The following is a 16,700-nucleotide window of genomic DNA, read 5'->3' on the forward strand; positions in this document are numbered from 1 at the left end:
GGCGGGGTCCACAGGACTCGTGCGGACGCTCCCGGGACGATCAGAACGACGTCAGCGCCCGCGATTCCGGTCCGAGCCGCGCCAGCATCCGCAGCCGCCACGCCTCCACGGGGTCGTCGGGTTCGAGGAGCGCCTGCGCGCTGACCCCCCGCGCCCACAGGAAGGCCCCCATCACGACGAAATCCGCATAGAGCGGCCCCTCCCCGCCCAGGAAGGGCTGGAGGCGCAGGGTCGCGCGCAGGGGCGACAGGGTCCGCCGCAGGAGCGTGCGCTGGGCGTCCGGGTCGGGGCAGACCGCCTCCAGCGCCCGGCCGAACCGGGCCTCCCGCGACTGCCGGAAATAGTCCCGGTCCTGCGGCGCCAGGATCGCGTGGATGTCCCTGAGGAGGAGCGGCGCCAGGGCCGGATGCAGCACCCCGTCCGTCCAGTGGACGAGGAAGCGGGTCAGCGCCTGGGCCGCCGGCCCGCCGAACAGCGTCGGGCGGTCCGGGTAGGCCTCCTCCAGATAGGCCGCGATCACGGAGGATTCGGCGATGGTGCGATCACCGTCGACGAGCACCGGCACCGTGCCGCTGTCCGCGAAGGCGATCGCGTCCTTCTCGGTGAAGCGCCAGGGCCTGCCCGCGAAGGACAGGCCCTTATGCTCCAGCGCGAGGCGGATGCGCCAGCAGAAGGGAGAGAAGCGCCGATCGGGATCGGCGCCCGCGAGTTCGTACAGGGTGATGGCCACGGCAGCTCCGCCTCAATGCACCACGAGGGACGTGAACGGGGGCACATAGGCTTGCAGCATCACGAGGCCGCCGACCAGGCAGGCGAGCACGATCGAGTGCCAGAACACGAAGCGCAGGATCTTGCTCTCCTGGCCGAAATAGCCGGTGGCGGTCGAGGCGACGACGATCGACTGCGCGTCGATCATCTTGCCCATGACGCCGCCCGACGAGTTCGCCGCCGCCATCAGGATGCCCGAAAGGCCGAGCTGCTCGGAGGTGATCCGCTGCAGGCCGCCGAAGAGCACGTTCGAGGCCGTGTCGGAGCCGGTGAGCGCGACGCCGAGCCAGCCGAGCAGCGTGCCGAAGAACGGGTAGAGGAGGCCGGTGCCCGCGAAGGCGAGGCCCAGCGTGGCGTCGACGCCCGCGTAGCGGGTGAGCACGCCGATCGCCAGCATCGCCGCGATGGTGGTGATCGAGTAGCGCAGCACCCAGATCGTCTCCAGATAGGCCCGGACCAGCCGGATCGGCCCGAACCCCATGATCAGGCCGGAGATGATCGCCGCGAACAGCACGCCCGTCCCGGTGAAGGACATGTAGGTGAACAGGAAGACCGCCGGCTCCGGATGCGCCTTGGCGACCACCGGGGGCACCTTCATGACCAGGTTGTGCAGGCCCTCGACCTCGTAGCGCCAGGTGAAGAGCGGGTTGACGAGGTTCTTGAACCAGCCCGTGCCCCAGATCGCGACGATCACCGAAAGGATGATCCAGGGCACCCAGGCCATCAGGATCTCGCGCTGGGTGGCGGTGCGCTCCGCGGCGGCGGCCCCCAGGGAGGCCGGGCGCGGCGGCGCATAGGCCATGGAATCGTCGTGGGTGCGCAAAGCCGTCGAGGTCCAGATCTGCGCCGGGTGCCAGACCCTCAGGAAGGCCACGAGGGCGCCCATCGAGACGAGCGAGGCGCCGATGTCGACGATCCACGGGTTGACGTAGTTCGAGATCAGGAACTGGGCCGCCGCGAAGGAGGCGCCGCAGACCAGGACGGCCGGCCAGATCTGCGCCATGCCGCGGAACCCCGCGAAGACGACGATCAGCCAGAACGGCACGAGGAGCGAGAAGAACGGCAGCTGGCGCCCGATCATCGCGCCGAGGAGGTAGGGGTCGTAGCCCGTGACCGAGGCGAGGCCCTGGATCGGCGCCCCGAGCGCCCCGTAGGCCACCGGGGCCGTGTTGGCGATGAGCGAGAGGCCCGAGGCCGCGAGCGGCGAGAAGCCGAGCCCGATCAGGATCGCGCCCGTGACCGCGACCGGCGTGCCGAAGCCGCCCGCCCCCTCGAAGAAGGCCCCGAACGCGAAGGCGACGAGGAGGAGCTGGAGCCGCCGGTCGGCGGTGATGCCGGCCACCGATTGCTGCAGGGTCGCGAACCATCCTTTCTCCACCGTGAGCCGGTAGAGGAAGATCACGTTGAGGATGATCCAGGCGATCGGGAAGAGGCCGGTGGCGATGCCGAGCCCGGCGGCGCGCAGCGCGAGCCCCGTGGGCATGCCGAACAGGACTGTCGCGACCGCGAAGGCGATCACCAGGGCGATGACGGCGGCGACATGGGCCTTGACCTTGCCGCTCGCGATCAGCGCGAGGAGGGCCACGACCGGGACTGCCGCCGCGATGGTCGACAGCCAGGCATTCCCGAACGGGTCATAGACCTGGTTCCACATGGCGTTCCTCCTCGTTGTACCGAGGCGGGCGCTTAACAGAGGGTTGTGGGCGCCTCAACGCTCCCGCCCGGTCGGCTCCCTACACCCTTCGCAGGGGGTGCGCCCGGCGAATTTTTCGCTGCACTGCACTTGCTGCAAGTGCGAAGACGTCCCATCTTCCATCTGGTTGGATGGTAGTGGGATGGTCGTGATGAGTGGAAGCGTCCAGGAGCTGCGGCCGAGGCCGGGCGACAGCGAAAAGATCACGATCAATCTCGGCTACGTCGATCTGGGGCACGTGGACCTGCTCGTGCGCGACGGGTTCTACGCCAACCGCACCGACTTCATCCGCACGGCGATCCGCAACCAGATCGACCGGCACGGCGAGGCCGCCCGCCAGTCGGTGGCCCGCAAGAGCGTCGAGCTGGGCCTGCGGCACTACGGTCGGGAGGAGCTCGAAGCGGCCCGCGATGCGGACCGCCCCCTCGACATCCGCGTGCTCGGGCTCGCCACCATCGCGTCGGACGTCACGCCCGACCTCGCCCGCGCCGCCATCGCCTCCGTCGAGGTGCTGGGCGCCCTCCGCGCAAGCCCGGCCGTCAAGGCCGCGCTCGCCGACCGCATCCGCTGACGGAGGAGCGTCCTCTCCTCCCCGACACCATCCGCGCCGGGTCGCCGGATCCGGCGCCGACATCTCTCGCGCCTGCAAGACGAGGCCCTTCATGCGCAACAAGATCCTTCCCGGCATGGCCGAGGTGACGCGTCTCACGCGCGCCGGGCGCCTCGGCGAGGCGCTGAGCCTGATCCAGCGCGTGGTGCGGGGCCGGAACCCGGATTCCGGAGCCCCCGCGCCGTCGGCCTCCGCCGAACTGGCCTCCGCACAGCCGACCTTCCCGAAGCCGACCGTCCCCAGGCCGGCCGCGGCGCCGCTGCGCGCGCCGCAAGCCCGGGTGATGGCCGCGCCCACCCCCGGCGCCACGGCGCCCGAACCTCCCGTGCCGCCCCGGCCGGCGCCCGCCGCACCGGGTCTGCCCGGCGGCCTATCGGGCCTGCCCGGTGGTCTGCCGGGCTTGCCCGATAGCCTGCGCGACCTCATGCGGGAGATCGGCAAGGTCGGCCCCCTGTTCGACGGTCTGGCCGAGCCGACGGTGCCGGCCTCCACCGAGCCGGGGCTTTTTCTCGACCGCAGCTTCGCCAACGCCGCCGGGCAGCGCGCCTACAAGCTCTACGTGCCGCGCGGCTACCGGGGCCAGGCGGTGCCCCTCGTGGTGATGCTGCATGGCTGCACGCAGTCCCCGGACGATTTCGCCGCCGGGACGGGCATGAACCGAATCGCCGAGGCCGAGACCTTCCTGGTGGCCTATCCGGCGCAGACGGCCGCCGCGAACCACGCCCGCTGCTGGAACTGGTTCAACACGACCGACCAGCGCCGCGACCGGGGCGAGGCGTCGATCATCGCCGGGATCGCCCGGGCTGTGATGGAGGATTACGCGGTCGATTCCCGCCGGGTCTATGTGGCGGGGCTCTCGGCGGGAGGGGCCGCGGCGGCGAACCTGGCCGCAGCCTATCCGGACCTGTTCGCGGCGGTCGGCATCCATTCGGGTCTCTGCGCGGGCGCGGCGAGCGACCTGACCTCGGCGCTGCGCGCCATGCGGGACGGCGCCCGGGCGGTGACGCCCGTCCGGGATGCCCTGCCCACCATCGTGTTCCACGGCGACCAGGATTCGACCGTGCATCCGCGCAACGGCGCCGCCATCATCGCGGCCACGGGCGGCACGCTCCTGCGCGAGGAGGCCGGCGTCTCGCCGAACGGACGGACGTGGCGGCGCAGCATCCTGGCGGACGGGCGCGGGCGCCCGATCTTCGAGCACTGGGTGATCCAGGGCAGCGGCCATGCCTGGTCGGGCGGCGACGCGGCGGGGAGCTATACCGACCCCCTCGGTCCCGACGCCTCGCGCGAGATGTGGCGGTTCTTCCGGGAGCACGCCATCACGCGGCACTGAGGCGCTGGCGCCTCATCCCGGCGAGCGCCCGATCAGGGTCTGATGCGCCGCCGGCCGGAGGACCTGAGGTCAAGCGCGGCGTCGGCGGCCTCTGGCATCCGGCCACGATTGGCGTAGCATCGCGGTCGGTCTTGCGAGAGCGGCATCCATTCAGGGTGGAGCGGATGCCGATCTCGGCTTTTGGTCGTTCCGCCTTGTCTGCGACGAACCATCGGTTTCGTCGGACGATGCCTCTGGGAGGATGCTCATGGCGACCCTGTTCGACGAGCGGGAGCGGGCCTTCGAAGCGCTGTTCGCGCAGGAAGAGGAACTCCGGTTCCGCACGCTCGTGCGGCGGAATCGGATCATCGGAACCTGGATGAGCGGGCGCCTCGGCCTCTCGAACGAGGAGGCGGAGACCTATACGCGCCGGCTCGTGGAGGCCGTCGCCTCGCCGCTCACCGAGGAGGCGCTCATGGACCGCCTGCGCACCGAGCTGATCGGACGGGGCCATGAAGCGGCGGCCGCCGAGCTGCCGGACCTCTTCGCGCGCGCCAGCGCCGAGGCGGCGCTTGCGGTCCGGGAGGAGAACCGGGCGGCCTGAGGCCGCCGCACCACACCCGCGAACGGACCTCTCCCGTCCGGGAGAGGTCCGCCTGTGGTCGAACGGCGTCCTGGTCGCTTCAGAAGCTTGATCGCTCAGAAGAAGGTCGGCCGGGCGCTCGCCGTGTGCTCCTTGAGCACCGTGCCGGAGGCCGGGTCGACCTCCTTGAGCACCACGTCGTAGCCCCACAGGTCGGCGAGGTGCTGGAGTACCCGCCCCGCATCGTCCTTCTGCAGCAGGACGCGGTTGAGGACCCGGTGGTGCAGGATCAGGCGGCGGTCGCCCTCGAGGTCGACGTCGACCACCTCGATATCGGGATCGAGCCACGCCACGTCGTATTGCCGCGCGAAGGCCCGGCGCAGGCGGCGATAGCCGCGCTCGTCGTGGATCGCCTCCACCCGCAGCTCGGGCTGGTCGGGATCGTCGACCACGTGGAAGAGGCGCAGCTGGCGCATCAGGCGGGGGCTGAGGAACTGCGCGATGAAGCTCTCGTCGCGGTAGTTCTCCCAGACGTCGCGCAGCACGCCCATCGGGTCCCCGCAGCCCGCGATGTCCGGGAACCAGACCCGGTCCTCCTCGGTCGGCTCCGTGCTGATGCGGGCGATGTCCGTCATCATGGCGAAGCCGATGGCGTAGGGGTTGTGGCCGCCGTAATGCCGGTCGTCGTAGGTGGGCTGCCGGATGACGTTCGTGTGCGACTGCAGGAATTCGAGGTAGGCCGCCTCGCTGATCTGCCCCGTCTCGCTGAGGCGGGTCATGATCCGGTAATGCGTGTAGGTGGCGCAGCCCTCGTTCATCACCTTGGTCTGGCGCTGCGGGTAGAAGTACTGCGCCACGTGGCGCACGATGCGCAGGATCTCGCGCTGCCAGGGCTGCAGGCGCGGCGCGACCTTCTCCAGGAAGTAGAGGATGTTCTCCTGCGGCAGTTCGAGCAGGGCGCGGCGGCGCTCGGCCGTGAGGTTCGGCTTGTCGGCCCTGGCCTTGGTCGGCAGCGTCCGCCAGAGGTCGTTGTACATCCGCTCCTGGTGCTCCTGGCGCTCGCGCTCGCGGCGCTGCTCGGAGGAGAGGTCGGGGCGCTTCTTGCGGGGATAGCGGTGCACCCCCTGGTTCATCAGGGCGTGGGCGGCATCGAGCACGGCCTCGACGGCGGCGTGGCCGTAGCGCTCCTCGCAGCGGGCGATGTAGCTCTTGGCGAAGTCGAGATAGTCGAGGATGCCCTCCGCATCCGTCCATTGCCGGAACAGATAGTTGTTCCTGAAGAAGTGGTTGTGGCCGAAGGCGGCGTGCGCGATCACGAGCGTCTGCATCGTCGCCGTGTTCTCCTCCATGATGTAGGAGATGCACGGGTTCGAGTTGATGACGATCTCGTAGGCGAGCCCCATCAGGCCGCGGCGGTAGCCCGCCTCGTGCTGGGCGAAGTGCTTGCCGAAGGACCAGTGCTTGTAGAAGAGCGGCATGCCGATCGACGCATAGGCGTCGAGCATCTGCTCGGCGGTGATGATCTCGATCTGGTTCGGGTACCAGCTCAGGCCCAGCTCCGGCCCGGCGATCGCCTCGCAGGCGTCATGGACGCGCCGGATCGTGTCGAAATCCCAGTCGTTCCCGGTGAAGAGGGGTTCTCCCGCCCGAACCAGGGCGGGGCTGGCGGGCCGCGGCGTCACCCCGGTCGTGGCTGAACTCATCGGACCTCGAACCTCTCGTCAGTCTTGAAGGGGGCAGCGTTCATCCGCATCACGGCCTTGTTGCGGCGCCCTCTAGGCCGAGGCGGTCTCCTGCCCGGACTTGCGGGCGAAGAGCTCGCGGAAGACCGGGTAGATGTCGCGCCGGTGGTTGACCTTGCGCATGGCGAGCACCGGATTGGCCCTGGCCACCGGCTCGTAGGTGCGCCAGAGCGTGGTGCGGTGCTCCACGAACCCCGCCCGCGGCCCGGTCTCGTCGCCGACCTCCAGATAGGCGAAGTGCTGGCAGGCCGGCAGGATCGCGGAGCGCAGCAATTCCTGCGAGGTCGTCGAGTCGCTCGACACGTTGTCGCCGTCGGAGGCCTGGGCGGCGTAGATGTTCCAGTCCTCGGGATTGTAGCGCTCGGACACGATCCGCTTCATCTCGACGAGGGCCGAGGACACCAGCGTGCCGCCGGTCTCGCGCGAGCCGAAGAAGGTCTCCTCGTCCACCTCCTTGGCCTGGTCGGTGTGGCGGATGAAGACGATCTCGACGTGCTTGTAGCGGCGCACCAGGAAGATGTGCAGGAGGATGTAGAACCGCTTGGCGAGGTCCTTCATGTGCTCGGTCATCGAGCCCGAGACGTCCATCAGGCAGAACATCACCGCCTGGGCCACGGGACGCGGATAGGGCTCGAAGCGCCGGTAGCGCAGGTCGATCGGGTCGATATAGGGAATGCGCTGGCTGCGGATGAGCAGGCGGTCGAACTCGGCGCGGAGCGCCTCCGCCTCCGGGGAGCCGGGATCGCGGGCCTCCAGCTCCGCGAGCTGCGCCTCCAGCGCGGCGAGCTCCTCGGGCTTCGGGCGCTTGAGGGCGATGCGCCGCGAGAGCGAGTTGCGCAAGGTGCGGGTCAGGGCGAGGTTCGCGGGCGAGCCCGAGACCATGTAGCCGGCCCGCCGCAGGGACGGGGTCTCGACCACGGCGAGGCGGCGCTTGGCGAGGTCCGGCAGTTCGAGATCCTCCAGGAAGAGTTCCAGGAACTCCTCCCGGGTCAGCATGAACTGGAAGGAATCCTCGCTGTCCTGGCCGCCCTCCCCGGCTTGGGCGCCGCCGCCGCCGGCTTGGCCGCGCGGCGGGCGCTCGATCGTGTCGCCCTCGATATAGGTCTTGTTGCCCGGCAGGATGTGGTCCTGCACGCCGCTCCCCGGGGCGCGGCTGAAGCGGGGCTCGCGCACACCGTCGGCCGGAACGGTGACGCTCGCTTCCTTGTCGATGTTGCGGATGTCGCGGTCGCGGGCGGCCTCGCGCACCGCGCGCTGCGCGACGTCGCGCACCCTGCGCAGGAAGCGCTGTCGATTGGCCAAACTCTTGCCGCCCGGATTGAGGCGCCGATCGATAATGTGCATCAGGCCGAACTTCCGATCACGCCATCTTACCCTACTGGGCGGTCTCCGACATCAGCATCCGCGTCGCGGTGGGGGCCCGGCAGCGCCGGCCCCGTCCCGCTCGCGTCAGCCAGCTTGCTTCACGCGCATGTACCACTCGACGAGGCGCCGCACCTGCCGCTCGGTATAGCCCCGCGCGCGCATGCGCTCGACGAACTCGCCATGCTTCTTCTCCGTCTCGCTATCCTTCTTCGAGCCGAAGGAGATGACCGGCAAAAGCTCCTCGACCTGGCTGAACATGCGCCGCTCGATCACCTCACGGATCTTCTCGTAGGAGGTCCAGGACGGGTTGCGCCCGCCGTGCTGCGCCCGGGAGCGCAGGGCGAACTTCACCACCTCGTTGCGGAAATCCTTCGGGTTGGCGATGCCTGCCGGCTTCTCGATCTTGGTGAGTTCCTGGTTGAGGAGCTCGCGGTTGAGCAGCTGCCCGGTCTCCGGATCCTTGAAGTCCTGGTCCTCGATCCAGGCGTCGGCGTAGTCGATGTAGCGGTCGAACAGGTTCTGACCGTAATCGTGGTAGGATTCGAGGTAGGCCTTCTGGATCTCGTGGCCGATGAACTCGGCGTAGCGCGGCGCCAGCTCGCCCTTGATGAATTCGAGGTAGCGCTTCTCGGTCTCCGGCGGGAGCTGCTCGCGGCGTAAAGCCTGTTCGAGCACGTACATCAGGTGGACCGGGTCGGCCGAGACCTCGGTGGTGTCGTGGTTGAAGGTGGCGGCCATGACCTTGAAGGCGAAGCGGGTCGAGACCCCGTCCATGCCCTCGTCGACGCCGGCCGAATCCTTGTACTCCTGCAGCGAGCGGGCGCGGGGATCGACCTCGCGCAGGGATTCGCCGTCATAGACCCGCATCTTGGAGAACAGGTTCGAGTTCGGGTGCTCGCGCAGGCGCGAGAGCACCGAGAACCGGGCCAGCATCTCCAGCGTGCCGGGGGCGCAGGGCGAATCCGCCAGCTCGGAGCCGGCCACGAGCTTCTCGTAGATCCGCTGCTCCTCAGTCACCCGCAGGCAGTACGGCACCTTGATGACATAGATCCGGTCGATGAAGGCTTCGTTGTTCTTGTTGGTCTTGAAGCTCTGCCACTCCGCCTCGTTCGAGTGGGCGAGGATGATGCCCGAGAACGGGATCGCGCCGATATTCTCGGTGCCGACGTAGTTGCCCTCCTGTGTCGCGGTCAGCAGGGGGTGCAGCATCTTGATCGGCGCCTTGAACATCTCGACGAATTCGAGGATGCCCTGGTTCGCCCGATTCAAACCGCCCGAGTACGCATAGGCGTCCGGATCCGCCTGGCTCAGGGTCTCGAGCTTGCGGATGTCGACCTTGCCGACCAGCGAGGAGATGTCCTGGTTGTTCTCGTCGCCGGGCTCGGTCTTGGAGATGGCGATCTGGCGCAGGCGCGAGGGTCTGACCTTGACGACCTTGAACTGCGAGATGTCGCCGCCGAACTCGTCGAGGCGCTTGAGGCACCAGGGGCTCATCAGGCCGGTGAGGCGGCGGCGCGGGATGCCGTAGCGCTCCTCGATGGCCGGCCCCATCGTCTCGGGGTCGAACAGCACGAGGGGGCTCTCGAAGACCGGGCTCAGCTCGTTGCCGGCCTTGAGCACGTAGATCGGATGCACCTCCATCAGGGACTTGAGGCGCTCGGCGAGCGACGACTTGCCGCCGCCGACCGGTCCCAGCAGGTAGAGGATCTGCTTGCGCTCCTCCAGTCCCTGCGCGGCATGGCGGAAGAAGGAGACGATCCGCTCGATCGTCTCCTCCATGCCGTAGAATTCCGAGAAGGCCGGGTAGATGCGGATCGTCCGGTTCATGAAGATCCGGCCGAGGCGCGGGTCCCGCGCGGTGTCGACGAATTCCGGCTGGCCGATCGCCTCCAGGATGCGTTCCGGGGCGCTCGCATACATCAGGGGATCGTCGCGGCACGCTTCGAGGAACTCGGTGAGCGACAGTTCCGCGTCACGCCGGGCCTCGTAGCTGCGGGCAAAGGTCTGAAACAGATCGCTCGCTGACGGCATTGGCATTCCGAACCCTCACGACATCGCCAGCTTCATCCTGTCCCGCCTCCGATGCAATCGATATCCCCATGTTTGTCGCAGTGCGGCGAAACCGGGGAACTGCGGAGGCCAGTGCTAGCGGGGCCGGACGTCAGGGGGCGGACGCGATGCCGAAGCCGCGCTCCTGCAAAAGTCCGAGGCCCGCCAAGGCGAAAGCGATTCCGGCAGCCGTTCTGTGTCGGAAAGGACACGCCTGCTGCCGTTCTGCGGACCTGCCTCCTCCGCGGCGGGTCCGGACCCGCTCGCCTGGCGGATCCACCTTCGCCGCGGAAGAGAAACGCCGGGCGCCGCACGTACGTTCCTCACAGCTCCGTCGTATCGCCCTTGGCGTCCCCGGAGCCGCCCACCTTGAGCTTGATCGTGCGCACGGCGGTGGTGCCGTCCGCCCCCTTCACCTCGACCGTCACCTCGTCGGTGCCGGTGAAGCCGGCCTTGCTCTCGTAGAACACCGCCTGGATGGTCGCCTCCACGTTCGGGCAGCGATAGGTGGCGGGGGTCTTCATCCGCCCGGCGCGCTGGATCAGCGACCCGTTCTTGGGCGGCGCGGTGACCTTCAGCTCCGGCTGCGGGCCGAGGGAGCAATCCTTCTTGAGGTTCGGCACGGCGAGCAGGCGGATCTGCTTGCCCGACGCCACCGTGCGCTCGATGGTCTTGGCGGACTGGGCCTGGGCCGGGCCGGCCAGGACCGCGCAGGCGGCGAGCGCGAGGATGGGGCGGATCATGAGGGCTCTCTCCGAGGAAGCTCTGCGGGATGTGGTGAGCCCGGCCCGCGCCGTCGAGGGCCGGACGGGCCCGGATGCCGCTGCGTCAATGAAGTGCCAGCATCACGAACAGGTTGAACAGCCCGAGCAGGGCGATGCCCGAAAGCCACAGCCAGTAGCCCCGCCCCTCGACCGGGTAGTCCCCGAACATCAGCCGCGCCCCGGGCCGCTTCCGGAGGATTGCAGCACGGCCATCACGGCGCCCGTCACCTTGGCGATCTGGGCCGGCGTGAACTCGCCCGCGAGCGCCGCGGCGAGCTGCGTCCCGATGCGCTCCCGCTCGCCCGCATCCCCGATCGGATCGGCCGGAATGTCGCGCTCCGAGAGGCCGCAGGCGTCCTTGATGGTGTCGGCGGCCCGCAGCAGGGTGGCGCGCTGGTCGGGCGTCATGTCCCAGAGCGGGTGGCGCAGGCGGGCGATCATCCGGCGGGCGTCGCGGTAGTCCCGGTCGACATTGGTCAGGGCCTCGATCTGGCTCACCAGCAGCACGAGTTCGAGCACGTCCGCCGTCGCGTCCGGGCAGGTGCGCACGACGCGCATCAGCCGGGCGATCAGCTGTGTGGTCGGCGAAGCGTGGCGGGGCGGGTCGGCCATCTCCGGAAGAACGCCCCTCATCCGGTAAGGTTCTGGTCGGGCCCGGCCTCGTCGCGCGCGAGCGCGCGCGGGAGCGCGGCCTGCAGGGCCACGAGCCGCTCGCGGCAGCCGCGCAGGTCGTCGAGCAGGCGGGTCAGCGCCGCGCGGTCGGCCGGCGCGAGCGGCGGTCCGGGCGGGGGCTCGCGCTCCGGTTCCGCCTCCGCCTCCGGGAAGGCGGCGGGCGCCACCTGCTCGCCGCGGCCCACCGCCTGGACGAAGCGCATGCCGCGCTCGCGCAGGATGCGCTGCACGCCGCGGATCGTGTAGCCCTGCCCGTAGAGGAGCTGGCGCACCCCGCGCAGCAGGTCGACGTCGTCGGGCCGGTAGTAGCGCCGGTTGCCGCCGCGCTTGAGCGGCCGGATCTGGGTGAAGCGGGTCTCCCAGAACCGCAGCACGTGCTGCGGCAGGTCGAGATCCTCCGCCACCTCGCTGATGGTGCGGAAGGCGTCCGGGGCCTTGTCGCCGCCCGGCTCCCCGGCGGCCGCGAGCGTCGTCATGCGCGGGGTCTCCCGCCTCAGGACCAGAGCATTTTCCGACGAAGTGGATCCCGGTTCGTCGCAGAAAATGCGGCACAATCAAACACCTGGAGCAGGATCCGTTCATGGTGGAACGGACCCTGCTCTAGTCAGCCGGGGGGAGGCCCCCGGAATGGATCACGTATCCTCCTCGGCCTCCGCCGGGCTGCCGTTGATGCGGGCCTTGAGCACGTTCGAGGGCTTGAACACCATCACCCGGCGCGGCTCGATCGCCACCTCGACGCCGGTCTTAGGGTTGCGCCCGACGCGCTTGCCCTTGTCGCGCACCACGAAGGAGCCGAAGGAGGACAGCTTCACGGTCTCGCCCGAGGCGAGGCAGGTGCAGATCTCCGACAGCACCGTCTCCACGAGCGCCGCCGACTCGGTCCGCGACAGACCCACCCGCTGATAGACGGCCTCGGTCAGGTCAGCCCGCGTGACCGTCTTGCCTGCCATCCTGCTGCTCCCCGGCGGATCTCAAGAAATCGGAATATGTCTATGATGGAGCACGCTAATCGGGCGCGCCGGCTGGGTCAACCGGATGTTTCTCGGATTGCCGCCTCACCAGCGGATGAGGGCGCTGCCCCAGGCGAAGCCGCCGCCGATCGCCTCGATCATGACGAGGTCGCCCCGCCGGATGCGTCCGTCCCGGCAGGCGGCGTCGAGCGCCAGCGGGATCGAGGCCGCCGAGGTGTTGCCGTGGCGGTCGACCGTCAGGACCACCTTCTCGCGGGCGATGCCGAGCTTGTCGGCGGAGGCCTCGATGATGCGACGATTGGCCTGATGGGGCACGAACCAGTCGAGATCCTCGGCCGTCGTGCCGGTCGCCGCGAAGGCCTCGGCGATCACGTCGGTCACCGAGCCGACCGCGAAGCGGAACACCTCCTTGCCGACCATCCTGAGCTTGCCGGTGGTCCCGGTCGAGCCGGGGCCGCCATCGACGTAGAGCTTCTCGCGGTAGCGGCCGTCCGAGCGCAGGTGGCTGGTGAGCACCCCCCGGTCGCCCGAATGGCCTTCGCCGCCTTGCGCCTCCAGCACGATCGCCCCCGCCCCGTCGCCGAACAGCACGCAGGTGGTGCGGTCCTCCCAGTCGAGCAGGCGCGAGAAGGTCTCGGCGCCGACCACCAGGGCGCGCCGGGCGGCGCCCGTGGTCAGGAACTTGTCGGCGGTGGCGACCCCGTAGACGAAGCCGGCGCAGACCGCCTGCAGGTCGAAGGCGGCGCCGCCATGGATGCCGAGACCGGCCTGGATCTGCGTCGCCGTCGACGGGAAGGTGTGGTCGGGCGTCGAGGTGGCGCAGATGATGAGGTCGATGCTCGCCGGATCGAGGTTCGCTGCGGCGAGCGCCGCCGCGGCCGCCTTGATGCCGAGCACCGAGGTGGTCTCGTCCGGGCCGGCGATGTGGCGCTGGCGGATGCCGGTGCGCTGGACGATCCACTCGTCCGAGGTGTCGACGCGGGCGGCAAGGTCGTCATTGGTGACGACGGTCCGCGGCAGATAGGAGCCGCAGCCCCGCACCACCGAGCGAAGGCGGGTCATGGGGTCGGGTCCTCCTCCCTCACGCCGAGGCCGCCGCCGGCGTGGCCTCGAGCATGTCGCGGATCGTCCGCATCAGGTCGTGGCGGGCCATGTCGGTGGCGAGATCGATGGCCGCGGCGAAGCCGTGCGCGTCCTCCGAGCCGTGGCTCTTGATGACGATGCCCTCGAGCCCGAGGAACACGCCGCCATTCGCCCGGCTCGGGTTCATCTTTTCGCGCAGGGCCTCGAAGGCGCCCCGCGCGAACAGGTAGCCGATCCTCGCCATCAGAGTGCGGCTCATCACGCTCCTGAGATACGTGGCGATCTGCTTGGCGGTTCCCTCGGCGGTCTTGAGCGCGATGTTGCCGGTGAAGCCCTCGGTCACCACCACATCGGTGGTGCCGCGGCCGAGATCCGTGCCCTCGACGAAGCCGTGGTAGCGCAGGGTCGGCAGGTCCGCCTCGCGCAGCAGGCGGGCGGCCTCCTTGACGGCCTCGTTGCCCTTCATCTCCTCGGTGCCGACATTGAGCAGGCCGACCGTCGGACGCTCGAGGTCGAAGACGATGCGGGCCATGGCGGCGCCCATCAGCGCCATGTCGACGAGGTGGGCCGCATCCGTCCCGATGGTGGCGCCGACATCGAGCACCACGCTCTCGCCCCGCACCGTCGGCCACAGGCAGGCGATGGCCGGCCGCTCGATATGGGCCATGGTCTTGAGGCAGATCTTCGACATCGCCATCAGGGCGCCGGTATTGCCGGCCGAGACGGCGGCCTCCGCCTCCCCGTCCCGCACCGCCTGGATCGCCTTCCACATGGAGGACTTGCCGCGGCCAGTGCGCACCGCCTGGCTCGGCTTCTCGTCCATGCCGACCGACACGCTGGTGTGGCGGATCTCGACGGCGCCCGCGAGGCGCGGCTCGGCCGCGACCATGGGCGCGAGGATCGCCTCGTCGCCGAACATCAGGAAGGTGGTCTCGGGATGGTGCTCGCGGGCGATCGCCGCTCCGGGCACCACCGTCGACGGACCATGGTCGCCGCCCATTGCGTCGAGCGAGATACGCACTCTCTGGGACATGGGGACGTCGACGAGCCTCGTTCCGGCGGCGTGAAACAGGGGGAGCCGCGGCGCGGCGGAAAATAGCGGCCCGGCGCCGCGCCGCAAACGAATTCTGCCCGTGCGCGTTCAGTCGCCTTTCGGGGTGTCGGCGCCCTTCAGGACGCTCAGGCGCGCGAAGGGGTTCTCCGTCTCCCCGGCCTCCGGCGGCTCGAAGGCGACGCCGGGCTTCCTCGGATAGGGATCGAGGCCGAGCGCCAGGAACTCCGCCGTCAGGCTGCCGAGGTCGATGCGGCCGTTGACGATCGGGTCGGGGATGTCGGCATCCTCGGCCGGGGTGCCCGCGAAAGCGTCCGGGGCGGCGAAGTCGACCTCCACCTCCTCGCTCACGCGGGACTCGAAGGGGTCGAGCGTCACCACGCAGGTCTGGGCGATGGCGGCCTCCACGGTCCCGGTCACCTGCAGCCGGTGGAGCGAGCCCGCGAGGCGGAAGCGTCCAGTAAGGCTGTGGATCGCCGGGAGACCGAAGTCGCGGGCGAGCGCCGCGCGCTCCTCCGCGTCAGCCTCGACCACGATCTCCTGCCCGGCCTTGAGGGCGCGCTCGACCACGACCGGACGGGAGAGCGGGCCGATGGGATCGGGGGTCATGGGGCACTCCTTTGAAGACGGGACGCTTGTGAAGACGAAACGCCTGGGGTCCACGCGGCGGGGCGAGCAGGGTTCCGGAGAATCAGGCGGCGCGGCGGAAGCCCGCCGGATCGGGCAGCAGGACCGGCCCCTCGGCCATCAGGCGGTCGAGATCCTGCGCCGAGAGCGCCTGCGCGCTCGCCGCCACGTAGGCGGCGAGCGGCAAGGCCGCCTCCGCCTCGTCGCGCCCGAGCACGTTGCGGGCCAGCGCTGCCGCGAGCGCCGCCCGGTCGCCCGCATCGAGCGCCGCGTCGTAGGCGCCCGCCCGGCCGTAGAAGGCCTGCGCCAGCTTCTTCATGCGCTTGGCCACGCCGAGATCGCCGACGCCGAGTTCCCGCAGGGACGAATCGAGCTGTGCGAAGACCGAATCGACGAGGTCCTGGGCGATGTCCTCGGCGGGCGGCGGCAATTGCCGCAGGCGGCGCAGGGTCAGGATCACGTGCAGGCACAGGATCTCGAAACGGCCCTCGACGCTGTCCGGCACGCCGAGATCGAGGTAGAGCGAAGGCACCCGGGCGGCGGCATTGATGCGGATGTGCAACGCCTCGATGGCGCGGCGGCGCCCGTCATCGCGCCGGAACAGATTGCGGATCATCACCCCTCCATTGCCCAAGCCCTTGCGCGGCCGAGCGGTTTCCCGCCCCGCCGCGACCGGTCCCCGGCTGTGGCCGAAGCTTGGCCGTGCCTTGCCAACGCCACAACCCCGGGGTACGGCAGCGCTCCGTTCCGGCGCAAGGGCGCCGTCCGCTCGGCTGTTCCAGAGGGTCGCGATGCCGCGTCGCTTCATCCCGTCGCTCACCCGCCTCGCCGCGGCAGGCTTCCTCGGCCTGTCGGTTGCCGGCTGCGTGATCGGCGAAGAGTTCCGCCGCGGCTACCTCATCGACGAAGCCGCCGTCGCCCAGGTGAAGCCGGGCTCCAGCGCCGAGCAGGTGCTCCAGCTCCTCGGCACGCCAACCACCGTCTCCACGGTGGGCAACAAGTCCTGGTACTACATCAGCCAGAACACCAAGCGCACGGTCATGTTCCTGGGCGAGAGCACCGAGGACCAGCGCGTCCTCGCGGTCTATTTCAACCAGGGCTTCAAGGTCGAGCGCGTGGCGCTCTACGGCCAGCAGGACGGCCGGGTGTTCGACTTCATCTCCCGCACGACGCCGACGAGCGGCGGCGAGCAGGCCTTCCTCGGCCAGCTCCTGCGCGGCCTGACCAAGTACGAGCCCTTCCGCAACGCGCAGTGACGCTTCAGACCGACGGCCCGCGCTGAAGACGCGTCGGGCCGTCGACCGTTCGAGACCGGAACCATCGGGCATTTTCAACGCCTGTGGACTATGAGTTCACCACCGGCCGGGCCGCCTCATCGGCCCGCTCCCTCTGTCCCGGGCGCATGCAGCG

Annotated in this window: 17 protein-coding genes; 4 read left to right on the forward strand and 13 right to left on the reverse strand. The window is 69.7% G+C overall.

Annotated elements, in window-relative coordinates:
* Positions 1 to 40 precede the first annotated feature (40 nt).
* Together MNOD_RS33345 and MNOD_RS33350 are read right to left on the reverse strand one after the other, a co-directional pair.
* Positions 41 to 730: a glutathione S-transferase family protein gene (locus tag MNOD_RS33345; RefSeq protein ID WP_015933365.1), complete on the reverse strand. Its 690-nt coding sequence runs from the start codon at positions 728 to 730 to the stop codon at positions 41 to 43.
* 12 nt (positions 731 to 742) lie between these two features.
* Positions 743 to 2,422, reverse strand: a complete 1,680-nt coding sequence (locus MNOD_RS33350) for an L-lactate permease (RefSeq protein WP_015933366.1) — start codon at positions 2,420 to 2,422, stop codon at positions 743 to 745.
* A gap of 181 nt (positions 2,423 to 2,603) precedes the next feature.
* Here MNOD_RS33350 and MNOD_RS33355 point away from each other — a divergent pair, with 181 nt between their 5' ends.
* The 3 genes from MNOD_RS33355 to MNOD_RS33365 all read left to right on the forward strand — a co-directional run bounded on the left by MNOD_RS33355 (position 2,604) and on the right by MNOD_RS33365 (position 4,987).
* The gene (locus MNOD_RS33355) at positions 2,604 to 3,032 is read left to right on the forward strand and encodes a hypothetical protein (RefSeq protein WP_015933367.1); all 429 of its coding nucleotides are present in this window, start codon (positions 2,604 to 2,606) and stop codon (positions 3,030 to 3,032) included.
* Between the two features lie 91 nt (positions 3,033 to 3,123).
* Complete coding sequence (locus MNOD_RS33360; protein WP_015933368.1) at positions 3,124 to 4,404, forward strand: extracellular catalytic domain type 1 short-chain-length polyhydroxyalkanoate depolymerase; 1,281 nt, start codon at positions 3,124 to 3,126, stop codon at positions 4,402 to 4,404.
* A gap of 247 nt (positions 4,405 to 4,651) precedes the next feature.
* Positions 4,652 to 4,987, forward strand: a complete 336-nt coding sequence (locus tag MNOD_RS33365; RefSeq protein ID WP_015933369.1) for a DUF1476 domain-containing protein — start codon at positions 4,652 to 4,654, stop codon at positions 4,985 to 4,987.
* Between the two features lie 95 nt (positions 4,988 to 5,082).
* Here the strand turns inward: MNOD_RS33365 and MNOD_RS33370 are convergent, their stop codons facing one another.
* The 11 genes from MNOD_RS33370 to MNOD_RS33420 all read right to left on the reverse strand — a co-directional run bounded on the left by MNOD_RS33370 (position 5,083) and on the right by MNOD_RS33420 (position 15,906).
* Positions 5,083 to 6,669, reverse strand: coding sequence for a SpoVR family protein (locus MNOD_RS33370; RefSeq protein ID WP_015933370.1), 1,587 nt, complete (start codon positions 6,667 to 6,669; stop codon positions 5,083 to 5,085).
* A 72-nt stretch (positions 6,670 to 6,741) separates the two neighbouring features.
* Entirely contained in the window at positions 6,742 to 8,052 is a 1,311-nt protein-coding gene (locus tag MNOD_RS33375) for a YeaH/YhbH family protein (protein ID WP_015933371.1), read from the reverse strand.
* Between the two features lie 105 nt (positions 8,053 to 8,157).
* Positions 8,158 to 10,110, reverse strand: coding sequence for a PrkA family serine protein kinase (locus tag MNOD_RS33380; protein ID WP_015933372.1), 1,953 nt, complete (start codon positions 10,108 to 10,110; stop codon positions 8,158 to 8,160).
* 335 nt (positions 10,111 to 10,445) lie between these two features.
* Complete coding sequence (locus MNOD_RS33385; protein WP_015933373.1) at positions 10,446 to 10,865, reverse strand: hypothetical protein; 420 nt, start codon at positions 10,863 to 10,865, stop codon at positions 10,446 to 10,448.
* Between the two features lie 189 nt (positions 10,866 to 11,054).
* On the reverse strand, positions 11,055 to 11,498 hold the full coding sequence (locus MNOD_RS33390) for a hypothetical protein (protein ID WP_043749903.1): 444 nt from the start codon (positions 11,496 to 11,498) through the stop codon (positions 11,055 to 11,057).
* 17 nt (positions 11,499 to 11,515) lie between these two features.
* Complete coding sequence (locus MNOD_RS33395; RefSeq protein WP_015933376.1) at positions 11,516 to 12,034, reverse strand: MerR family transcriptional regulator; 519 nt, start codon at positions 12,032 to 12,034, stop codon at positions 11,516 to 11,518.
* Between the two features lie 156 nt (positions 12,035 to 12,190).
* Positions 12,191 to 12,508 carry an integration host factor subunit alpha gene (locus MNOD_RS33400; protein WP_015933377.1) on the reverse strand — a complete coding sequence of 106 codons (318 nt, stop codon included), beginning with the start codon at positions 12,506 to 12,508 and terminating at the stop codon, positions 12,191 to 12,193.
* Positions 12,509 to 12,613: 105 nt separating this feature from the next.
* Entirely contained in the window at positions 12,614 to 13,591 is a 978-nt protein-coding gene (locus MNOD_RS33405; RefSeq protein ID WP_015933378.1) for a beta-ketoacyl-ACP synthase III, read from the reverse strand.
* A gap of 19 nt (positions 13,592 to 13,610) precedes the next feature.
* A complete protein-coding gene (gene plsX / locus MNOD_RS33410) occupies positions 13,611 to 14,645 on the reverse strand; it encodes a phosphate acyltransferase PlsX (RefSeq protein WP_015933379.1) in 1,035 nt (344 codons plus the stop codon).
* A gap of 108 nt (positions 14,646 to 14,753) precedes the next feature.
* A complete protein-coding gene (locus MNOD_RS33415) occupies positions 14,754 to 15,272 on the reverse strand; it encodes a YceD family protein (protein ID WP_015933380.1) in 519 nt (172 codons plus the stop codon).
* Between the two features lie 82 nt (positions 15,273 to 15,354).
* Positions 15,355 to 15,906 carry a ubiquinol-cytochrome C chaperone family protein gene (locus MNOD_RS33420; RefSeq protein WP_015933381.1) on the reverse strand — a complete coding sequence of 184 codons (552 nt, stop codon included), beginning with the start codon at positions 15,904 to 15,906 and terminating at the stop codon, positions 15,355 to 15,357.
* Between the two features lie 175 nt (positions 15,907 to 16,081).
* Here MNOD_RS33420 and MNOD_RS33425 point away from each other — a divergent pair, with 175 nt between their 5' ends.
* Positions 16,082 to 16,546 (forward strand): outer membrane protein assembly factor BamE, encoded by a 465-nt coding sequence (locus tag MNOD_RS33425; protein WP_015933382.1) that lies wholly within the window; start codon positions 16,082 to 16,084, stop codon positions 16,544 to 16,546.
* Positions 16,547 to 16,700: the final 154 nt, after the last annotated feature.

It is taken from the genome of Methylobacterium nodulans ORS 2060, from assembly GCF_000022085.1.
Classification (GTDB): Bacteria; Pseudomonadota; Alphaproteobacteria; order Rhizobiales; family Beijerinckiaceae; genus Methylobacterium; species Methylobacterium nodulans.